Source organism: Amycolatopsis sp. NPDC052450 (assembly GCF_044547565.1).
In the GTDB taxonomy this organism is placed as follows: Bacteria; Actinomycetota; Actinomycetes; order Mycobacteriales; family Pseudonocardiaceae; genus Amycolatopsis.
In genome coordinates this window covers 1-17,205 of the sequence record NZ_JBIUAQ010000043.1, presented here as the reverse complement: position 1 = coordinate 17,205, position 17,205 = coordinate 1, and the positions used below count along the sequence as shown (strand labels likewise).

Here is a 17,205-nt window from a genome sequence, read left to right as displayed (position 1 = left end):
CTCTTGTCAGGCGCCTGCCGCGGCGAGAACCGCCCTGCCGGTCAGCACCCTGGCGAGGTGCTGCCGGTATTCGACATCGGAATTGCCGTCGGCCGTGGGGTTCGTGCCCTCGGCCGCGCGTTCGGCCGCACCGCGGATCGCCTCGGCGGTGGCCGCGCAACCGACCAGTGCCTCCTCGACCCCGGCCGCCCGCACCGGTGTCGAGCCCATGTTGGTCAGCGCGACCCGCGCCTCCTCGATGGTGCCCGCCTCGGTGCGGACGCAGGCCGCGACCGCGACCATCGACCACGCCTGGGCGACCCGGTTGAACTTCTCGTAGTGGGCGCGCCAGCCGGTGTGCTTCGGCACGCGGACCTCGATCAGGAGCTCGTCCGCGGCGAGCGCGGTGGTGAACATGTCCTGGAAGAAGTCCGCCGCGGCGACCGTCCGCCGTCCGCCCGGCCCGGCGACGACGAGTTCGCAGTCGAGCGCGAGCACGGGGGCGAGCAGGTCGCCGGCGGGATCGGCGTGCGCGATGGCGCCGCCGAACGTACCGCGATGGCGGATCTGCGGATCGGCGACCGTGTCGGTGGCGGCCTTGAGCAACGCGGCGTGCTCGGCGACCAGCGCGTCCCGCTGGACGTCGTAATGCGTGGTCATCGAGCCGATGACCAGCGCGTCGCCGTCGTCGCGGACACCACGCAGTTCGGCGACCTTCCCGAGGTCGACCAGCGTGGTCGGCGTGGCGAGCCGCATCCGCAGCACCGGAAGCAGGCTTTGCCCGCCCGCCAGCACCTTGGCGTCCTCACCCGCTTCGGCGAGCGCGCTGATCGCTTCGTCCACTGTGGACGGAGCGACGTAGTCGAACGGGGCCGGGATCACTGGACACCTCCGGTGGCGTCGATCGAACCGAGACCGCCGCCTGCTTCGGAACCCAGCCCGCCCGCGGCGGCCGACCCGTGCTGGACGGCGTGCCAGACCCGCATCGGGGTCAACGGCATTTCGATGTCGTTCACCCCGAAGTGCCGGACGGCGTCGATGACGGCGTTGACCACCGCCGGGGTCGAGGCGATCGTGCCCGCCTCGCCGACTCCCTTGGCACCCAACGGGTTCGTCGTCGACGGTGTCTCGGTGCGGTCGGTGGTGAAGCTGGGCAGGTCCGCCGCCGACGGGAGCAGGTAGTCGGCGAACGTCCCGGTGGTCAGCGTGCCGCCTTCGTCGTGGACGGCCTCCTCGAACAACGCCTGCGCGATGCCCTGCGCGAGCCCGCCGTGCACCTGGCCTTCGACGATCAGCGGATTGACGGCCACGCCGACGTCGTCGACACAGACATAGGAACGCAACCGCACACGCCCGGTCTCGGTGTCGACCTCGGCCGCGCACAGATGCGTGCCGTGCGGGAAGGAGAAGTTCTCCGGATCGAACGTGTCCGACGAATCCAGCGAGGGTTCGACGCCGTCCGGCAGGTTGTGCGCCGAGAACACGGCCCACGCGATGTCCTGGATGGACGTCGAGGAATCCGTGCCCTTGACCGAGAACTTGCCCGCCGAGAATTCGAGATCGTCCTCGGCGCACTCCATCAGATGCGCCGCGATCGGCTTGGCCTTGGCGAGCACCTTGTCCGCCGCCTTGACCACGGCGATCCCGCCGACCACCAGCGACCGCGAGCCGTAGGTGTCCATGCCCTTGTGCGAGGACTGGGTGTCACCGTGGATGACCTCGATGTCCTCGAACGGGATGCCGAGTTTGTCGGCGACGATCTGGCTCCACGCCGTCTCGTGGCCCTGGCCGTGCGCGGAGGCGCCGGTGATGACCTCGATCTTGCCGGTCGGCAGCACCCGGATCTCCGCGTGCTCCCAGCCGCCTGCCGCGTAGTCCAGCGAACCGAGCACCCGCGACGGCGCGAGACCGCACATCTCGGTGAACGTCGAGATGCCGATGCCGAGCTGGACCGGGTCGCCCGATTCCCGTCGTTCCTTCTGTTCGCGGCGAAGGCCGTCGTAGTCGAAGAGCTGCTTGGCCTTGGCGGTCGCGGCCTCGTAGTCGCCCGAGTCGTAGGTCAGCCCGGCCACCGTGGTGAACGGGAACTCCTCGTGCTTGATCCAGTTCTTCTCGCGGATCTCCAGCGGGTCCATGCCCAGCTCGACGGCGAGTTCGTCCATCATCCGCTCGATGCCGAACGTGGCCTCCGGCCGCCCGGCGCCGCGATACGCGTCGGTGAGCGTGGTGTTGGTGAACACGTTGGTGCAGGAGAAATGGTACGCCGGGAACTTGTAGATCGCGTTGAACATGAACGCGCCGAGAATCGGCACGCCGGGGCCGACGAGGCCGAGGTACGCGCCCATGTCTGCGAGCAGTTCGACCTTGAGGCCGGTCACCGTGCCGTCGCGGTTCGCGGTGATGGTGAGGTCCTGGATCTGGTCGCGGCCGTGGTGCGCGGCGACCATCGTCTCCGACCGGGACTCGTTCCACTTGACCGGTTTGCCGAGCCGCTGGGCGATGAGCGTCGACATCATCTCCTCGGGCAGCACGGCGATCTTGCCGCCGAACCCGCCGCCGACGTCGGGCGCGATCACCCGCACCTTGTGCTCGGGGAGGCCCAGCGTGGCCGCGGTCATCGTCTTGAGGATGTGCGGGACCTGGGTGGCCGACCACATGACCAGCTGGCTGCCCGTCGGGTCGACGACGCACGCCCGCGGTTCCATGAACGCCGGCACCAGCCGCTGCTGACGGAAACGCCGTTTGAGGACGACTTCGGAGTTCGCGATCGCGTCCTCGACATCGGTTCCCGTTCCCGCGCCGGCGGAATCGAAGACCCATACGGCGTTCTGGTTCGTGCCGAGGTCCTCGTGCACCAGCGGCGCGCCCTCGGCGAGCGCGTTTTCGAGCCCGAGCACGACCGGCAGTTCGTCGTACTCGACGTCGATCGACTCGAGCGCGTCGTGCGCTTCGGCCGACGTCCGGGCGACGACCACCGCGACACCCTCACCGGCGAAGTTCACCGTGTCCGAGGCGAGGATGGGCCGCCTCGGCGACTTCATGTCCGGGGTGATCGGCCACGCGCACGGCATGCCGATGGCGCTCTCCGGGTCGAGGTCCTTCCCAGTGAACACCGCGACCACACCCGGCGCGGACTTCGCCTCGGTGACGTCGATCGAGACGATCTTGGCATGCGCGAACGGGCTGCGGAGCACCGCGAGATGCAACATGCCGGGCAGGGTCAGGTTGTCGGTCCAGCGGGTCCTGCCGGTGATGAGGCGCTCGTCCTCCTTGCGGCGACGGGACTTGCCGACCTCCGGTTCGATCGTGGAGGTCATCACTCACCACCCGCGCCGACACGGGAAGCGGTGTCCGAGGCGAGCCGCTCGGCCTCGGGACCGGCACCGGGCCGCATCTGGTGGGCGGCGTCGCGGACCGCGCGGACGATGTTCTGGTAGCCCGTGCAGCGGCACAGGTTGCCTTCGAGCCCTTCGCGGACGGCCTTCTCGTCCGGATCGGGATTGTCGGCGAGCAGATCGATCGACTGCATGATCATGCCTGGAGTGCAGAAACCGCACTGGAGCGCGTGATTCTCGTGGAAGGCCTTCTGCACCGGATGCAGTTCGCCGTCGCGGGCGAGTCCTTCGATCGTGGTGACCTCGCAGCCGTCGGCCTGGACCGCGAGTACCGAACAGGATTTCACGCTGTGCCCGTCGAGGTGGACGGTGCAGGCCCCGCAGTTGCTGGTGTCGCAACCGACCACGGTGCCTACCTTCCCGACCCGTTCGCGCAGATGGTGCACGAGCAGGGTTCGGGGCTCGACGTCGTCTGTGTAGGTGGTTCCGTCGACGGTGACGGTGATGCGCATCAGGCCTCCAAAAGCAAGAGAAACCCCGCGCTGGTCCGGGGTCGTTCGGGAGCGGCCGGTCATTCGGTTGTCACGGACCGACCCCGGGGCGACCGTGATCGGACTCACAGTCGAGCGTGCTACTCAGGGCCGGTCAGGGCAACCCCCACCAGGGGGTGACTCGCGAACGGCTCCGCAAATGCGGTCGCATAGGAGGAATAGCGACGCAGGAGCGAAGATACGGTGAGTGTCCATTCTGTACAGGCTTTCGCAGCGGCGAGAGCCTTCCTCACCATTCATGAGGCCAGGGGGCGTTGGCCCGACCGGTCGTGAGTGGCGAATGGGGTCAAAACCAAGGGTGTCTTAGGTACCACGTGGTTGAGGCTGCGGTTGCTGCCCTGCCTCGGACTCGGTAATCGCCACGGTCGCCCCCCCAGGCACCAGCAGCGTGAAGGCCCCCTCCCCTCGGCTCAGCCGAGGAAACTCGACCTTCACACCTTCCCTCAGTACCTGAAGGACTCCCGTCAGGCGCTCGCGTGAGTTGTCGCGGTCGCGGGGATGTCGTGAAGGGCCCCTTTGAGACCTTCACCGTCTCAAAGGGGCCCTTCACGACATAGGAGTTCGACGCCGGGCCGTGGGAAGCGCCGAAGAGCAGGGAAAGGGGGCCTTCATGTACTTCAAACCCGGCATCACGCAAGAAACGCCGCAGGTCAAGGAGTAGGTACCTAAGCAGAGGCTCGCCAGAACCCGAATCGCCACTCACGACCCGCTCGACCGAGGGCTCACCGGCGGACGCGGTGGTCCACGGCGACCCAGTTCGTCTCCCAGGTCGTCCCGCCGTCGGCCGAGAACGCCTGCTCGAACCTCGCCACGTCCGGACCTTGCCGGCTGATGAGGAAGCGCACCTTGATCGGCCGGTCACCGAGCCGGTCGTCGCCGTGGAACTCGCCGGCACCGTCGCGGAAGCCGCCGTGGACCGCCGGGGTGAGCAGGCCGTCGCGCATGTTGACGAAGGTCAGGCTCCACCGCTGGGCCTGCGGTTCGTACAGCCGCAGGTTGAGCGCGTCGATGCGGCCGTCCGGCCCCGAGACCGCGAACTCGAGGACGTTCGCCCGCCGGTCGATGAGCGGGCGCACGGTGCTGGTGCCGTCGAACTGGAGCCACTGGTCCGCAGAGCCGGAAAGCGGTTCGGCGAGCACCCGCACCGTGGACCGCCAGGTCCCGATTTCCCAGTCGAACGCTCGCTGCGCATCGGGAACCGAAGCGACTGAAGCGACCGACGCCGCGGGAGAGACCACAGTCGCGATCAGGAGGAGAGCCGAAAGGCCCACTGTCAGGATTCGTTTGTATGGCACCGTCATGGTCCGACTATCCGAGCGGAGGACGGCCATGAACAAGAAGGCACCTGCGGGTAACCTTTCGCGTCCCAACCCGCTGCCCGGCTGTCCGATGGCCGCGGCGTTCGCCGCGATCGGCGGGAAATGGAAGCTGACCCTGCTGTACTGGCTCGCCCACGGCGAGTCCCATTTCGCCGGCCTTCGCCGCCGGGGCGCCCCGATCACGCCCAAGGTGCTGGCCGAACAGTTGCGCGAACTCGAGGCCGACGGACTCGTCGAACGTGTGGTCACCGGGCCGGTCCCGGCGCGCGTCATCTACCGCCTCACGCCCTACGGGGCCACGGTCCTGCCCGTGGTCGAGGAGGTCCGGGTCTGGGGCGAGGCGCATCTCCGGCGCACCCGCGGCGACGCCGCGCCGAACACGGCGATGGGGTGTGCCGAGGCGATCAGGTAGTCACTTCGCACCGGCCCGGCGGGCGGCGGTCGCGGCGGCGAGGGTCTGGAAGACCTCCTGGGTGGCGGCGAGGTCGATGCAGGCGTCCGTGATGGACTGGCCGTAGGTGAGCGGCCGGTCGGGGTGGAGATCCTGGCGGCCGGCCTGGAGGTTGGATTCGAGCATGACGCCGACGATGCCGCGCTGGCCGTTCTTGATCTGTTCGGCGATCTGGCCGGCGACGACGGCCTGCCGGAGATGGTCCTTGCGGCTGTTGTCGTGGCTGGCGTCGATCACCACACGGCGGGGCAGGCCCGCGTTCTGCAGGGCGGTGAGCGTCGCGCGGACGGACGCGGGATTGTGGTTCGGCTCGCTGTTGCCGCCGCGCAGGACGACGTGACAGTCCGGGTTGCCGACGGTGTGCAGGATGGCGGGCAGCCCGCTGGGGTCGACACCGGGGACGACGTGGCGCGCCTCGGCGGCGCGGATCGCGTCGACCGCGACGGTGACGTCGCCGTCGCGGCGGTTCTTGAAGCCGACCGGCATGGACAGGCCGCTGGCCAGCATGCGGTGGTTCTGGCTTTCCACCGTGCGGGCGCCGATCGCGCCCCACGAAACGGTGTCGGCGAGATAGGCCGGGATGGTGGTGTCCAGCCACTCGCACGCGGCGGGCAGGCCGCCCTCGGCGAGTTCGAGGAGCAGATCCCTCGCGATGCGCAGGCCGCGGTTGACGTCACCGGTGCCGTCGAGGTGCGGGTCGTTGATGAGGCCTTTCCAGCCGCCGACCGTGCGGGGCTTTTCGAAGTACACGCGCATCACGACGAGGAGGTCGTTGACGTAGCGGCCGGCGAGGGCGGCGAGGCGGTCGGCGTATTCGAGGGCCGCGGCGGGATCGTGGATGGAACAGGGCCCGGCGATCACGAGCAGCCTGTCGTCCGTGCCGTCGAGGACACGGAGGACGTTTTCCCTGCCCTGCCGCACCGTGTCGGCCGCGGTGGGGCTGAGCGGCAGTTCGTGGTGCAGCAGGGCGGGGGTGACCAAGGGGACCATGCGGTCGATGCGCTGGTTGTCGAGTTCGACCGCGGCGATGGTTGTCATCACAGATGTCCAGGATTTCTGCCGTCACCGGGCGGGCGGGAAAGCCGGGATTTCCCGGCCCGGTCGGCGGTCTCGGGTGAAGGGAAAGGCAAGCCCGGCATTTGCTCGAGCGAGAATTCGCTTACCCGGAATCTTCCACCATCCGCCACTCGGAACAATGGTCCAACCCGATTCAGCGACCGGTCCAGATCGGCTCCCGTTTTTCGGCGAAGGCACGGGCTCCTTCGCTCGCGTCGGCGCTGCGCCGTCGGCGTTCTTCCCACGGATAAGAGGTTTTGAACGCCTCTTCGAGCGGGAGGTCCAGCGAGCGCAGCGCGGCCTCCTTGATCGCGCGGACCGAAAGCGGAGCGGCGCGCACGAGGCTGTCCGTCCATTCCGCGACGCACCGATCCAGTTCGGCGAACGGTACGACTTCGTTCACCAGCCCGTGGCGAAGCGCCGTCGCCGCGTCCATTCCGCGCCCGGTCAGCAGATAGCCCATCGCCACCTTCTGCGGAAGTTGTCGCGGCAACCGGAACACGCCGCCCGCCCCGGCGATCAGGCCGAGGCGGACCTCCGGCAACGCGAAGACCGCGTCCTCGGAGGCGACGACGATGTCGCAGGCGAGCACCAGTTCGAAACCGCCGCCCAGCGCGTAGCCGTGCACCCTGGCGACCACCGGTTTGGACAGCGTGAACCGGTCGGTCAGCCGGGGATGCCCCGGCTGACCGCCACTGCCGAACGTCGAGGCCTCGACGCCTTCCTCGGTCAGCCGCGCGCGTTCCTTGAGGTCCTGGCCGACGGAGAAGGCGCGGTCTCCGGCGCCGGTCAGGACCACCGCTCTGATGTCGTCGTCGGCTTCGACGTCGTCCCAGATCCCGGCGAGTTCCGTGTGCATCCGCCGGTCCATCGCGTTCAGCACCTCGGGCCGGTCCATCGTCACGTACGCGACGTGGTCCTTTTTCTCGTACCGCACCCCGGTCTCACTCATCGCGAGCCCACCGCGAAACCGTCCACCTTGCCGATCACGTCCGCGCCGTAGATGCGCAAAGCCTGCTGGAGCGCGAATTCGGCCATGTACCGGCGGAATTCCTCCGGCGGTTCCTCGGCGAGGTTCAACATGCGCCGGTTGGCCACCACGGCTTCCCCGTCGAGCCGCGCGAGCGCGTGGTCGATCGCCGCGTCCATCTCCTCCGGCGGGACCACTTCGTCCACAATGGACTTGGCGTCGGGTTCGCCTGCCTGGAGCCGCCGCCCGCCGAGGATCACCTGCCGGGCCACCCGCGGCCCGGCGATGCGGGAAAGCCGGAAGTTCGACGCGCCGGGGATGATCCCCTCCTTCGCCGCGGGCAGGCTGAGGTACGCGTCGGACGCCGCCAGGACATGGTCGAAGACCAGCAGGAGCTGTGTCCCGCCGCCGATGGCGAAGGAATCCACGGCCGCCATCCAGGGCTTGTCGGTCAGCCGGGACTGCCACGAGGCGTCCGTGAGCAACCCGCGGAAGATCTTCTGGAGGTAGCCCATTTCCCGGCGCAGAAGGAAATCGACGAGCGGGATGTCTCCGGAGCTGAGTTTCTTGAGGTTGATCCCCGCGCAGAACACCCGGCGCCCCACGTACCGCGGATGACTCATCACCCCGCCCCGCAACAGTCCCACCCGGACGGACGGATCGAGCAGCACCAGGTCGACCGCGGTCTCCATGTCGTCGACCTGCTGGGCGTCCTCGGCGTTCAGGCAGTCGTCGCGGCACAGGGTCAGGTACGCGACGCCGTCACGGCGTTCCAGCCGGACGGCCTCCAGTTGCAGGACACCGGTCTCGGCGAACTCGGGCAGCAGCCGCAGCGCCCTGGCGGTGGGCCGCAGCATGGCGTCGAGCAGATGCGGACCGGCCTTCGGCGCGCGCAGGATCCCGCGCAGGAAGATGCCCTGGTCGATCTCGCGCCCCAGCTTCTCCGCCTGCGGACGCGACCGCTCGGCCGCCATCTGCTCTTCCGACGGCACCAGACCGGGAAAGGCGAGGGCGGCGGCCCGGACGAGTTCGTCGATGCGCAGATACCGCGTCCGGCCGCCGGTGAGTTCGTCGTAGATGTCTTCGGCGTGCGCCCCGACGAACGCCGTGCGCCGGGCACGGGCGTCGTTGTCGACCCGGTGGGCCTCCCCCGCCAGGGCCCGGAGACCGAGCCCTGGCGAACCCGTTGTCACGACTTGGCTTCCCGCCGCAAGGCCCGGTCGGCCGCCGCCAGGTGGGAACCGAGCGCCTCCTCGAAGGTGGTCGAACCCGCTTCGAAGATCAGCTGGCGGCGGATCGCCGTTTCGGGTCCGTCCGTGACCCGGGCCAGCTCGGCCAGCGTCTTCGCCGGGTCGTCGGACACCTCGTCGATCAGGTCGAGGGCGAGCGCGCGATCCGCCTCGATCGGGGTGCCGACCAGCACGGCCCGCCGCACAGCGGCCGCTCCGGCCTGCTGGGTGAGCCGGTAGACGCTCATCCCCGGCCAGGCACCGCCGCCCGCCCAGGCGAGCCGCAACCGGGTGCCCGGTTCGGCGATCCGGATGTCGGCGGCGAGCAGCAGATCCAGTGCCATTCCGGCACATTCGCCCGACGCCACCGCGACCGTGAGCCTGCCGAGCCGCTCGAACCGGCGCACGGCCCGTTCCCATTTGGAGACAAGGCCGACCGCCAGCCCCTTCGCCCAGTCGGCGGGCGGGGCGCCCGTGACGTGGATGGCGACCGGCCCCGGTTCACGCTGGTCCTCGGCACGGTCACAGAGGCCGTCGATCTCCTCGACCGCCGCGGCGGACAGCGGACGGGAACCGTCGAAGCGCAGCACCAGTTCGCCCTTGATTTCGTTACGCGTCACCATTGAATAAGCGCCATTTCGATTGTGGAGCCAGGCCCCATGGTCATGAGCACGCCGTAGTCCCCCGGGCGGGCGACGTCTTCGTCGGCGAGCCGCTCGAAGGAGAAGAGGAAGGAGCCGCTGGAAAGGTTCCCGTAGTCACGGAGCACACCGGTGGTGTGGCGGACGTCGTGCCGGCTCAGGCCGAGGTTGACGACGACGGCGTCGATCACCTTCTTCCCGCCCGAGTGCACCAGCCAGTGGCCGATGTCGCTGCGGCGCAGGCCCGTCCCGGACAGCAGCCGGTCGATGACGATTTCGGCGTGCGCGCCGACCACGTAAGGAATCTGCGGGTCGAGGAAGAAACTGAACCGGTCCTGGTCACGGTCCCAGTCGTAGCGCATCGCGTCGACGGCGTCGGTGATGATGTAGCTGGCGAACTTCAGGACGCGCGGACCCGGCACGCGTCCGTCGCCGGAAATGAGCGCGAGGGCCGCGGATCCGTCGCCGAAAAGGCTGTTGACCACGGCGGTCCGCATGGTGCCGTCGAGGGCGTAGGCGGCGGAACACGCCTCACTGCACAGGACGACGCCGAGTTCGCCCGGATGGGCCGCGGACCAGCCCGAGACCACGTTGAGCGCGTTCAGTCCGGCGTTGCAGCCCATGCCGACGATGTCCGAACGGCTGCAATGCGGGTCGATGCCCAGCTCTCGGATGATCAGCGCGCTCAGCCCGGGGGTAAGGAAACCGGTCGAGGTGACACAGCACAGGTGACGCAGGTCCGAAAGTGTCGCTCCGGCCGACTTCAGGCAGGCTTCCAGCGCCCGGCAGCCCATGTCGACGGCGATCTTCTTGTGCTTGTCGAGCAGGTCGCCCTGCGGTTCCGCCGCGCGGGCGCCGCCGGGACCCTCCGGCGGCAGGGTGAGGAAACGCCGGTCGATGGCGCTGTTGAGGAAGATCGAGCGGATCTTCGGATCCTCGATGTCGAGGATTTCGAGAAGTTCGGATTGCGAGTAGGACGACGCGGAAACCGCCGTCCCCACCCCGGCGAACCGGGTGATCTCGGTGAGTCCGGTGAGGACGGAGAGCTCCTCGGCCGGTTCGATGATGGCAGTCATCGGTACATCCACCCCCATGTTCTGAGCTTGCTACGAAGCAGCTGCTTGAACCGCGCAGCGGGCATTGGTCTCACCTTTCGCGAATCTCAGTGGACATTTCCGAAATTAGGCTTCCGTGATCTCGGCGGTCAACGCGTCCAAGGCCCGTCGGTCCATTCGCGAGTTCGCCTTCTGGGCAAGGGAATCGTCGCGTCAGGGGCGGCGGTAGATCGTCATGGAGTGGCCCACCCTCTCGACCGGAGTACTGCCGGCGAGCAGCGTGCCGAGGTCACCGGTCGCGCCGGCGACCTGCCCGCCTCCGCCGGTTCCGCCGCCGCCCAGGGGATCGTCGAAGGCGCTGAGGACCGCGGAATCCGAAACGGCGAGCACCCCGTGCACCTGATCCGCGGGCACCGTCAGCGGGTTCGCGGCGTCGATGCCGTAGTAGGACGGCAAACCGCTCCCCTGGTACACGAGCCACGTCCGCTCACCGGCGTAATCCTGCTTCAGGCGATTCGCGAGCCGACGCAGATCCTGGCCCCAGTCGACGTTCGAGTCGAGCAGGTACCGATGGGTGTTCTCCGCGCCACCGAAGGCTTCGTTGGAGTACGGGAGGTAGTACGGGAACGTCATCAGCGAGCTGACAGCGGCGAAAGCCACCAGGACCACCGCGGCCACCTTCACCCATTGCCGTCGTACGACGACCACCGTGGCCGCCGCGACGGCCAGGAACATCGGCGCGAAAGCCAGGTACCGCACGCCGTTGTCACGGACGATGACCATGGCCGTGGCCATCAGCACGGCCGTCGGGATGAGCACGTACGGTGCCGCCGGACGCAACTGTCGGACCGACAGCAGCACGGCGGCGCCGGCCAGCCAGACGGCCATCGCGCCCAGCGGTGTCTTCACCAGCAGCGCGGCCGGACCGTAGTACCAGAGCGAACCGGTGTAATGCCTGCCGAACAAGAAGTTGTGCCACACGTGGTCTTCGAGTTCGAACTGGAAACGCATCCCGTCGCGCAACGGCCGAGGGAACGGGAGCCACTCGACGAGGGTGCGCATCCCGTGGAGCGGCTGCATTCCCGACGGCGTCTCCCAGTGCAGCCGCGGATCCACGACGAGGTACGAGGCCCACACCACGGCGAGAGCGATCAGCGCCATCCCCGCGGCCGCCAGCACGCCGCGTCCGATCAGCAGGGCCGGGCTTTTCAGGTCGAGCCCGCGGGCGCGGCGCGCGTGCCAGACGGACAGCACGGCCAGCAGGACCAGCACCGGAGCCGCCACCAGGGAAAGCACCTTCGTCGCCGTCGCCGCGCCGAGGGCGAGTCCGGCGAGCGGGAGATAGAGGGCGGGTCGCAGCCGGGCTCGCCACACCAGCCAGACCGACGTCAGCAGGAAACCGGCCACCGGCACGTCGAGCGTCGCCAGCGATCCGTGCGCGATGACGTCGGGCGAGAAGGTGAACAGGGTGAGCGCCACCAGCCCGCCCACACGGCCGACCAGGTCGGACGCGAACGCGAAGACGACCAGCCCGAACAACAGCGTCAGCAGGATCACCGGCAGCCGCGCGAACAGCATCAACCGGTCCGGATGGTTGCCGGCCTCGTAGACGACGTGCTTGCCGAGTTCCCACTCGTGGCCGGCGAACCCGGGCGCGATCTTCGGGTCGGTGAAGGCCACGCCGGTCGCGATGATCAGCTTGCCGAGCGGTGGATGCTCGGGGTTGTACCGCAGACTGTGTTCTTCCAGGTAGACCACCGCGGTGCCGACGTAGACGGGCTCGTCGATGGTCGGTGACTGTTCCACGGCGGTGGTGAACATCGCTATCGCCATCTGCGTGAGCAGCGCGATCACGACGCAGGCGAACAACCACCGCTGATTCCGTCTCACCCAGCCGCGGAACGCGACCGGTTCTTTCTCGTTCGAAGTGTCCAATGACTGCCGTAGGCCATCGGTCGTCAAGTTCGGCGTCCTTCCCCCGGCGGACCGGTGCGCCCGGCCCGCCCTGGATATCGATTACCCGGTCAGGCGCCCACACCGCCGAGGGCATCACGGTCGGCGCCGCCGGTTCGGCGACGCCGTGTCGGGTTCCGTGATGCCCTCGTCGGCGGGGTGCTTTTTGGTGAGAGTTAGGCGGGGTGTGTCCGCGCGAGTCGCCAGTGCCTGGCGAGGTGTTGCGAAAGCCACTTTCGCAACGTTCTGCTCGGCAGGGCACCAGAGTCATGCGGTGAAGGGCCCTTCCCAACCCTCAAGGTAGGTAAGGAGTCCTTCACGGACCTGCGATCCCATGCACCTGGAGCCCGCGCTCCCAATGTGGCATTGGGGACGTCTAGCGTCCCCAATGCCACATTGGGAGCAGCAGGCGCAGCGCGGGAGTCTCAGGCGGAGAGCGGGACTCCGGAGAGCTGCCGGTCGAGTTCCAGGCTGGTCGCGTAGTCCGGGAGCAGCCCCTGCCGCTCCGCTTCGGCGAGCGTGATGGCCGCTTCGTCCCGTTCGGACAGCGTGGGTTGGACACCCGCGTCGATCGGCAGCCCCAGTGCGGGGTCCAGGGCCGAAAGGGCGAGTTCGTTCTTCGCCACGTAGCCCGCGGAAAGCATGTACGACATGACGGTGTCGTCTTCGAGCGCCACGAAGGCGTGGCCCACGCCGACGGGGAAGTACATCGTCCGGTAGTCCTGCTGGTCCATCAGGACCGCGTCCCATTTGCCGAACGTCGGCGAGCCGACCCGGATGTCCACCACGATGTCCAGCGCCTTGCCGCGCGCGCAGTAGACGTACTTCGCGATCCCCGGCGGCGTCACCGTGTAGTGGATTCCCCGCACGACACCGCGTTTGGACATGCTGTGGTTCGTCTGCGCCACCGGGAAGAGCGGGCCGCCGTGGGCCTCGATGAAGGCCTCCTCCTGGAACGGCGAGACGAACAGGCCCCGGTCGTCGGGGAAGACGCGAGGGGTGAACTCGATCGCGCCTTCGACGGCGAGTTTGCGTGCTTGCACGGCTTGCTCCTGTGCTCGGGGTGGTCAGAGGGTGGACAGGACTTCGCGGACCGCGTGGATGACCTTGTCCTGCAGATCCGGGGAAAGCGCGGGGTACATCGGCAGCGAGAAGATCTCGCCCGCCAGTTTCTCGGTGACCGGCAGCGAACCCGTCTCGTAGCCGAGGTGGGCGAATCCGGTCATCGTGTGCACCGGCCACGGGTAGCTGATGTTCAGGTGGATGTCGTAGGCCTTGAGGCGCTCGATGATGTCGTCACGACGCGGGTGCCGCACCACGTACACGTAGTACACATGCTCGTTGCCCGGGACGGTCTTCGGCAGCTTCAGCCCGGTGTCGCCGAGGGCGTCGACATAGCGCTGCGCGACGGCCCGGCGGCCTGCCGTGTACGCGTCGAGCCGTTTGAGTTTGCGGCGCAGGATCTCGGCCTGGACCTCGTCCAGACGGCTGTTGTGGGCGGGCGTCTCGATCGTGTAGTAGCGCTCTTCCATGCCGTAGTACCGCAGCCGGCGCAGTTTGCGGTCGACCGCTTCGTCCGAGGTGATGGCCGCGCCGCCGTCGCCGTACGCGCCGAGCACCTTGGTGGGATAGAAGGAGAACGCGGCCGCGTCGCCGGTCGACCCCGCGACCGTGCCGTTCTGCCGGGCCCCGTGCGCCTGGGCGCAATCCTCCAAAATGGACAGCCCGTGCTTCGCGGCGAGTGCCTTGAGCGGGGCCATGTCCACGCACTGGCCGTACAGGTGCACGGGCAGCAGGCATTTGGTGCGCTCGGTGATCGCGGCTTCGACCTGGCCGGTGTCCATCAGGAAGTCGTCCTCGCGGACGTCGACGAAGACCGGGGTGGCGCCGGTGCCGTCGATGGCGACCACGGTCGGGGCGGCGGTGTTCGACACCGTGATCACCTCGTCGCCGGGGCCGACGCCCAGTGCCTGGAGGCCGAGCTTGATCGCGTTGGTCCCGTTGTCGAGGCCGACGCAATGCGCGGCCCCGTGGTACGCGGCGAATTCCGCTTCGAAACCGCGCAGGCTGGCGCCGAGCACGAGCTGCCCCGAGTTGAAGACCGTCTCGACCGCGTCCAGCAGATCGAGCCGCTCGGTCTCGTATTCGGCGAGATAGTCCCAAACGCGCGTGGTCATGTGCGAGCCTTTCCGTGAACTGGGGTGGTCAGCGCGGCGACGGTGCGACGCACTCCTTCGGGCAGTGAGATCTCCGGACGCCAGCCGGTGATCGCCCGGAACGGCGTGGAATCGATGGTGACGCTGCGAAGATCCGTCTCCGGCGCGTGCGACGGCGGCGCCACACAGGTCACGTCCACCGGGCCGCGTCCGGTGTGCTCGGCCATTTCCTTCGCCACGAGCCGGAACACGTCGGCCAGCTGGTCGCCGCGCCCCGCGCCGAGCAGCCAATGACCGCCCACCAGCGGATCCGGGCCTGCCAGGGCCGCGGTGAACGCCGCCGCGATGTCCTCGACGTGGACCAGGTCGCGCCGGACGGTGCCGTCGCCCCAGATGGTGAGGTCGTGGCCGTCGAGTGCCCGCCGCGCCATCGCGGACACGACACCCCGGTCGTGGTTCGCGCCTTCGGCCGGGTTCTCGCCGAACACCGTGGGCAGCCGCAGGCTGATCCCGCGCACGCGGCCCTCGGCCGTGGCCTTCTTGAGGACGTCTTCCGCCGCCAGTTTCTGCTTGTCGTACGGGGTCGCCGGGGCGTCGGTCTCACTTCCGTCGAGCGGTTCCCGCGGCGGCACGCCGACCTGTGACGCGGCACCGCCGTAGATCACCAACGGCGGTTTCCCTCCGGCTGCACCGGCGACGTCGACGAGATCCCGCATCACGCCAAGGTTCACGCGTTCGGCTTCTTCGGTCTCGGCCGCCCGCCAGCCGCCGTCCGCCAGGAGCAGGTACACGATCGCGTCCGAACCCGCGACCACTTCGGCGAGCGCCGCGCGGTCGGTGAGATCGGCGGCGACGACCGTCGTTTCGGCCTGGCCGGGCGGGGGTTCGAGTTTCCGGCGCGAAACCGCGCGCAACCGGATCGGCTGCCGCGCCAGCGCGCGGGTGACGGCCGAGCCGACGAAACCCGACGCCCCGAGGACCGTGATCAGCTGGGTCATGCGTCTCCTTGAGGCTGTGCCGTCGCGGCGTTGATACAGGCGAGCAGGGTGCGGGCTTCGACGTTGACGTAATGCCCGTGCCGGGTGAGCGCGGTGAGCTGGCCAGGGGTGACCCAGGCGTAGCCGGGCGGCGCCTCGACGGTGTCGTCGGCCTCGACCGCGAGATAGCGGGCCCGGACGTTGAGAAAGCGGCCGCCCTCTTCGGAATGTACTGCCTCGTAACGGATTCGCGACCGCGGGGCGTCCTGGACGAAGTCGAGGAACGGCGGCCGGTCCTCCCTGGGCAGATGCGCGTAGTTCTGGGGGGTGCACTGGACCGTGGGCGCCAGCTCGACCGTGTCCAGGAAGCCGCCGTCGGCGCGGGCGTGGACCAGCACATGCGGCACGCCGTCGATCTCGCGCACGAGGAACGCGACGACGCCCATGCCGACGGATTCCAGCAGCGGCTGGGTCCAGCTGATCTTCTCGCGATTACCGCCCTTCACCGCGACCGCGAGGACCTTGAAGTACCGGCCGTCCTCGTGCTCGATCGCTTCGACGCCTTGCTTCCAGTCGCAGACGTCGACGAGCGGGATCCGCCGCGCGCGGACGTCGTGGCGGGAACGTTCGTTCGTGAACCACGACAGGAGCTGGATGTCGGAGAACAGCGCGCCGGGGGCCGTGTCGTGGTACGGCAGGCAGGACAGCACGCTCCTGGCGTTCATGTTGATCGTCTCGTCTTCGTGCATCAGCTCCGCGATCTGGCCGAGGGTGAGCCAGCAGAAGTCGTCCCACATCGGCACGTCGTCGATCGTCTCGACGATCATGTTCCGATTGGACTTGTGGAAGAACCACGAACCCTGCTCCGCCTGGAGGACGTCGACGATGACCCGCTCGGGATCGGGCGGCGCGAAGTACTCGATCAGCTTGACGTTCGTCCCGCCGTGCGCCTTGGTGTAATTGCTGCGGGTGGCCTGCACGGTCGGCGAAAGCTGCACCAGATTGGGGTTCCCCGGCTCCATTTTGGCCTGCATCAGGAAATGCAGGACGCCGCCGAACTCCTTGGCGAGGATGCCGAGAATGCCCACTTCGGGCTGTTTGATGACCGGCTGCCGCCATTCGCGGTACGGGCCGTCGCCGTGCGGGCCGTCGTGCTCGATCACGTGCAGGCCCTCGATGGCGAAGAACCGTCCGCTGCTGTGCACGAGATTGCCGGTCACGCCCTCGAACCGCCATTGGTCCAGCTCCGCGAAGGGGATGCGCTCGACGTGGAAGACGTTGGCGTCACGGCGTTCGGTGATCCAGGCACGGACGTCCTCGGTGCGCATGTGCACCCCGTCGGTCGTCGCGGCCGACAGGGCGATGCGGTCCGCGTGGTCGCGGTCGTCACGCGGGCGCACCGCGCCGGGTGCGAGAAGGGGCAGCATGGACCTCACCTTTCGTAGGCGGGGGGGGGGGGGGGGGGGGGGGGGGGGGGGGGGGGGGGGCGGGCGCGCCCCCCCCCCCCCCCCCCGCCGCCCACGCCCCCGCCCG

At 68.7% G+C, this 17,205-nt stretch carries 15 protein-coding genes; 1 reads left to right on the top strand and 14 read right to left on the bottom strand.

Going from position 1 to position 17,205, the window contains the following annotated elements; genetic code table 11:
- Window positions 1–6: 6 nt before the first annotated feature.
- The 4 genes from ACIHAO_RS39335 to ACIHAO_RS39320 form a co-directional block, all read right to left on the bottom strand.
- Entirely contained in the window at window positions 7–861 is an 855-nt protein-coding gene (locus tag ACIHAO_RS39335) for an FAD binding domain-containing protein (protein WP_396566800.1), read from the bottom strand.
- Window positions 858–3,296, bottom strand: coding sequence for a xanthine dehydrogenase family protein molybdopterin-binding subunit (locus ACIHAO_RS39330; RefSeq protein ID WP_396566798.1), 2,439 nt, complete (start codon window positions 3,294–3,296; stop codon window positions 858–860). Before ACIHAO_RS39330 ends, ACIHAO_RS39335 begins: the two co-directional genes overlap by 4 nt.
- Entirely contained in the window at window positions 3,296–3,826 is a 531-nt protein-coding gene (locus ACIHAO_RS39325) for a (2Fe-2S)-binding protein (RefSeq protein ID WP_125786585.1), read from the bottom strand. Before ACIHAO_RS39325 ends, ACIHAO_RS39330 begins: the two co-directional genes overlap by 1 nt.
- Window positions 3,827–4,587: 761 nt before the next feature.
- Window positions 4,588–5,166, bottom strand: a complete 579-nt coding sequence (locus ACIHAO_RS39320) for a hypothetical protein (RefSeq protein WP_396566796.1) — start codon at window positions 5,164–5,166, stop codon at window positions 4,588–4,590.
- A 28-nt stretch (window positions 5,167–5,194) separates the two neighbouring features.
- Between ACIHAO_RS39320 and ACIHAO_RS39315 the strand changes: the two genes are divergently transcribed.
- Window positions 5,195–5,596 carry a helix-turn-helix domain-containing protein gene (locus ACIHAO_RS39315; RefSeq protein WP_233611792.1) on the top strand — a complete coding sequence of 134 codons (402 nt, stop codon included), beginning with the start codon at window positions 5,195–5,197 and terminating at the stop codon, window positions 5,594–5,596.
- Here the strand turns inward: ACIHAO_RS39315 and ACIHAO_RS39310 are convergent, their stop codons facing one another.
- The 10 genes from ACIHAO_RS39310 to ACIHAO_RS39265 all read right to left on the bottom strand — a co-directional run bounded on the left by ACIHAO_RS39310 (window position 5,597) and on the right by ACIHAO_RS39265 (window position 17,099).
- Window positions 5,597–6,673 (bottom strand): 3-deoxy-7-phosphoheptulonate synthase, encoded by a 1,077-nt coding sequence (locus ACIHAO_RS39310; RefSeq protein WP_396566794.1) that lies wholly within the window; start codon window positions 6,671–6,673, stop codon window positions 5,597–5,599. It abuts the gene before it with no gap.
- Between the two features lie 172 nt (window positions 6,674–6,845).
- Window positions 6,846–7,643, bottom strand: coding sequence for an enoyl-CoA-hydratase DpgD (dpgD, locus tag ACIHAO_RS39305; RefSeq protein ID WP_396566792.1), 798 nt, complete (start codon window positions 7,641–7,643; stop codon window positions 6,846–6,848).
- Complete coding sequence (gene dpgC, locus ACIHAO_RS39300) at window positions 7,640–8,854, bottom strand: (3,5-dihydroxyphenyl)acetyl-CoA 1,2-dioxygenase DpgC (RefSeq protein ID WP_396566790.1); 1,215 nt, start codon at window positions 8,852–8,854, stop codon at window positions 7,640–7,642. Before dpgC ends, dpgD begins: the two co-directional genes overlap by 4 nt.
- Entirely contained in the window at window positions 8,851–9,513 is a 663-nt protein-coding gene (gene dpgB, locus ACIHAO_RS39295) for an enoyl-CoA-hydratase DpgB (RefSeq protein ID WP_396566788.1), read from the bottom strand. The genes dpgC and dpgB overlap by 4 nt, the downstream gene beginning before the upstream one ends.
- A complete protein-coding gene (dpgA, locus tag ACIHAO_RS39290; RefSeq protein WP_396566786.1) occupies window positions 9,507–10,607 on the bottom strand; it encodes a 3,5-dihydroxyphenylacetyl-CoA synthase DpgA in 1,101 nt (366 codons plus the stop codon). The genes dpgB and dpgA overlap by 7 nt, the downstream gene beginning before the upstream one ends.
- A gap of 192 nt (window positions 10,608–10,799) precedes the next feature.
- Window positions 10,800–12,548, bottom strand: a complete 1,749-nt coding sequence (locus ACIHAO_RS39285) for a phospholipid carrier-dependent glycosyltransferase (protein WP_396566784.1) — start codon at window positions 12,546–12,548, stop codon at window positions 10,800–10,802.
- A 416-nt stretch (window positions 12,549–12,964) separates the two neighbouring features.
- Window positions 12,965–13,582, bottom strand: a complete 618-nt coding sequence (locus ACIHAO_RS39280) for a dTDP-4-dehydrorhamnose 3,5-epimerase family protein (protein ID WP_396566782.1) — start codon at window positions 13,580–13,582, stop codon at window positions 12,965–12,967.
- A 24-nt stretch (window positions 13,583–13,606) separates the two neighbouring features.
- Window positions 13,607–14,716 carry a DegT/DnrJ/EryC1/StrS family aminotransferase gene (locus ACIHAO_RS39275; RefSeq protein ID WP_396566780.1) on the bottom strand — a complete coding sequence of 370 codons (1,110 nt, stop codon included), beginning with the start codon at window positions 14,714–14,716 and terminating at the stop codon, window positions 13,607–13,609.
- Complete coding sequence (locus ACIHAO_RS39270; RefSeq protein ID WP_396566778.1) at window positions 14,713–15,693, bottom strand: NAD-dependent epimerase/dehydratase family protein; 981 nt, start codon at window positions 15,691–15,693, stop codon at window positions 14,713–14,715. The genes ACIHAO_RS39275 and ACIHAO_RS39270 overlap by 4 nt, the downstream gene beginning before the upstream one ends.
- Window positions 15,690–17,099 (bottom strand): NDP-hexose 2,3-dehydratase family protein, encoded by a 1,410-nt coding sequence (locus ACIHAO_RS39265; protein ID WP_396566776.1) that lies wholly within the window; start codon window positions 17,097–17,099, stop codon window positions 15,690–15,692. Before ACIHAO_RS39265 ends, ACIHAO_RS39270 begins: the two co-directional genes overlap by 4 nt.
- Window positions 17,100–17,205 lie beyond the last annotated feature (106 nt).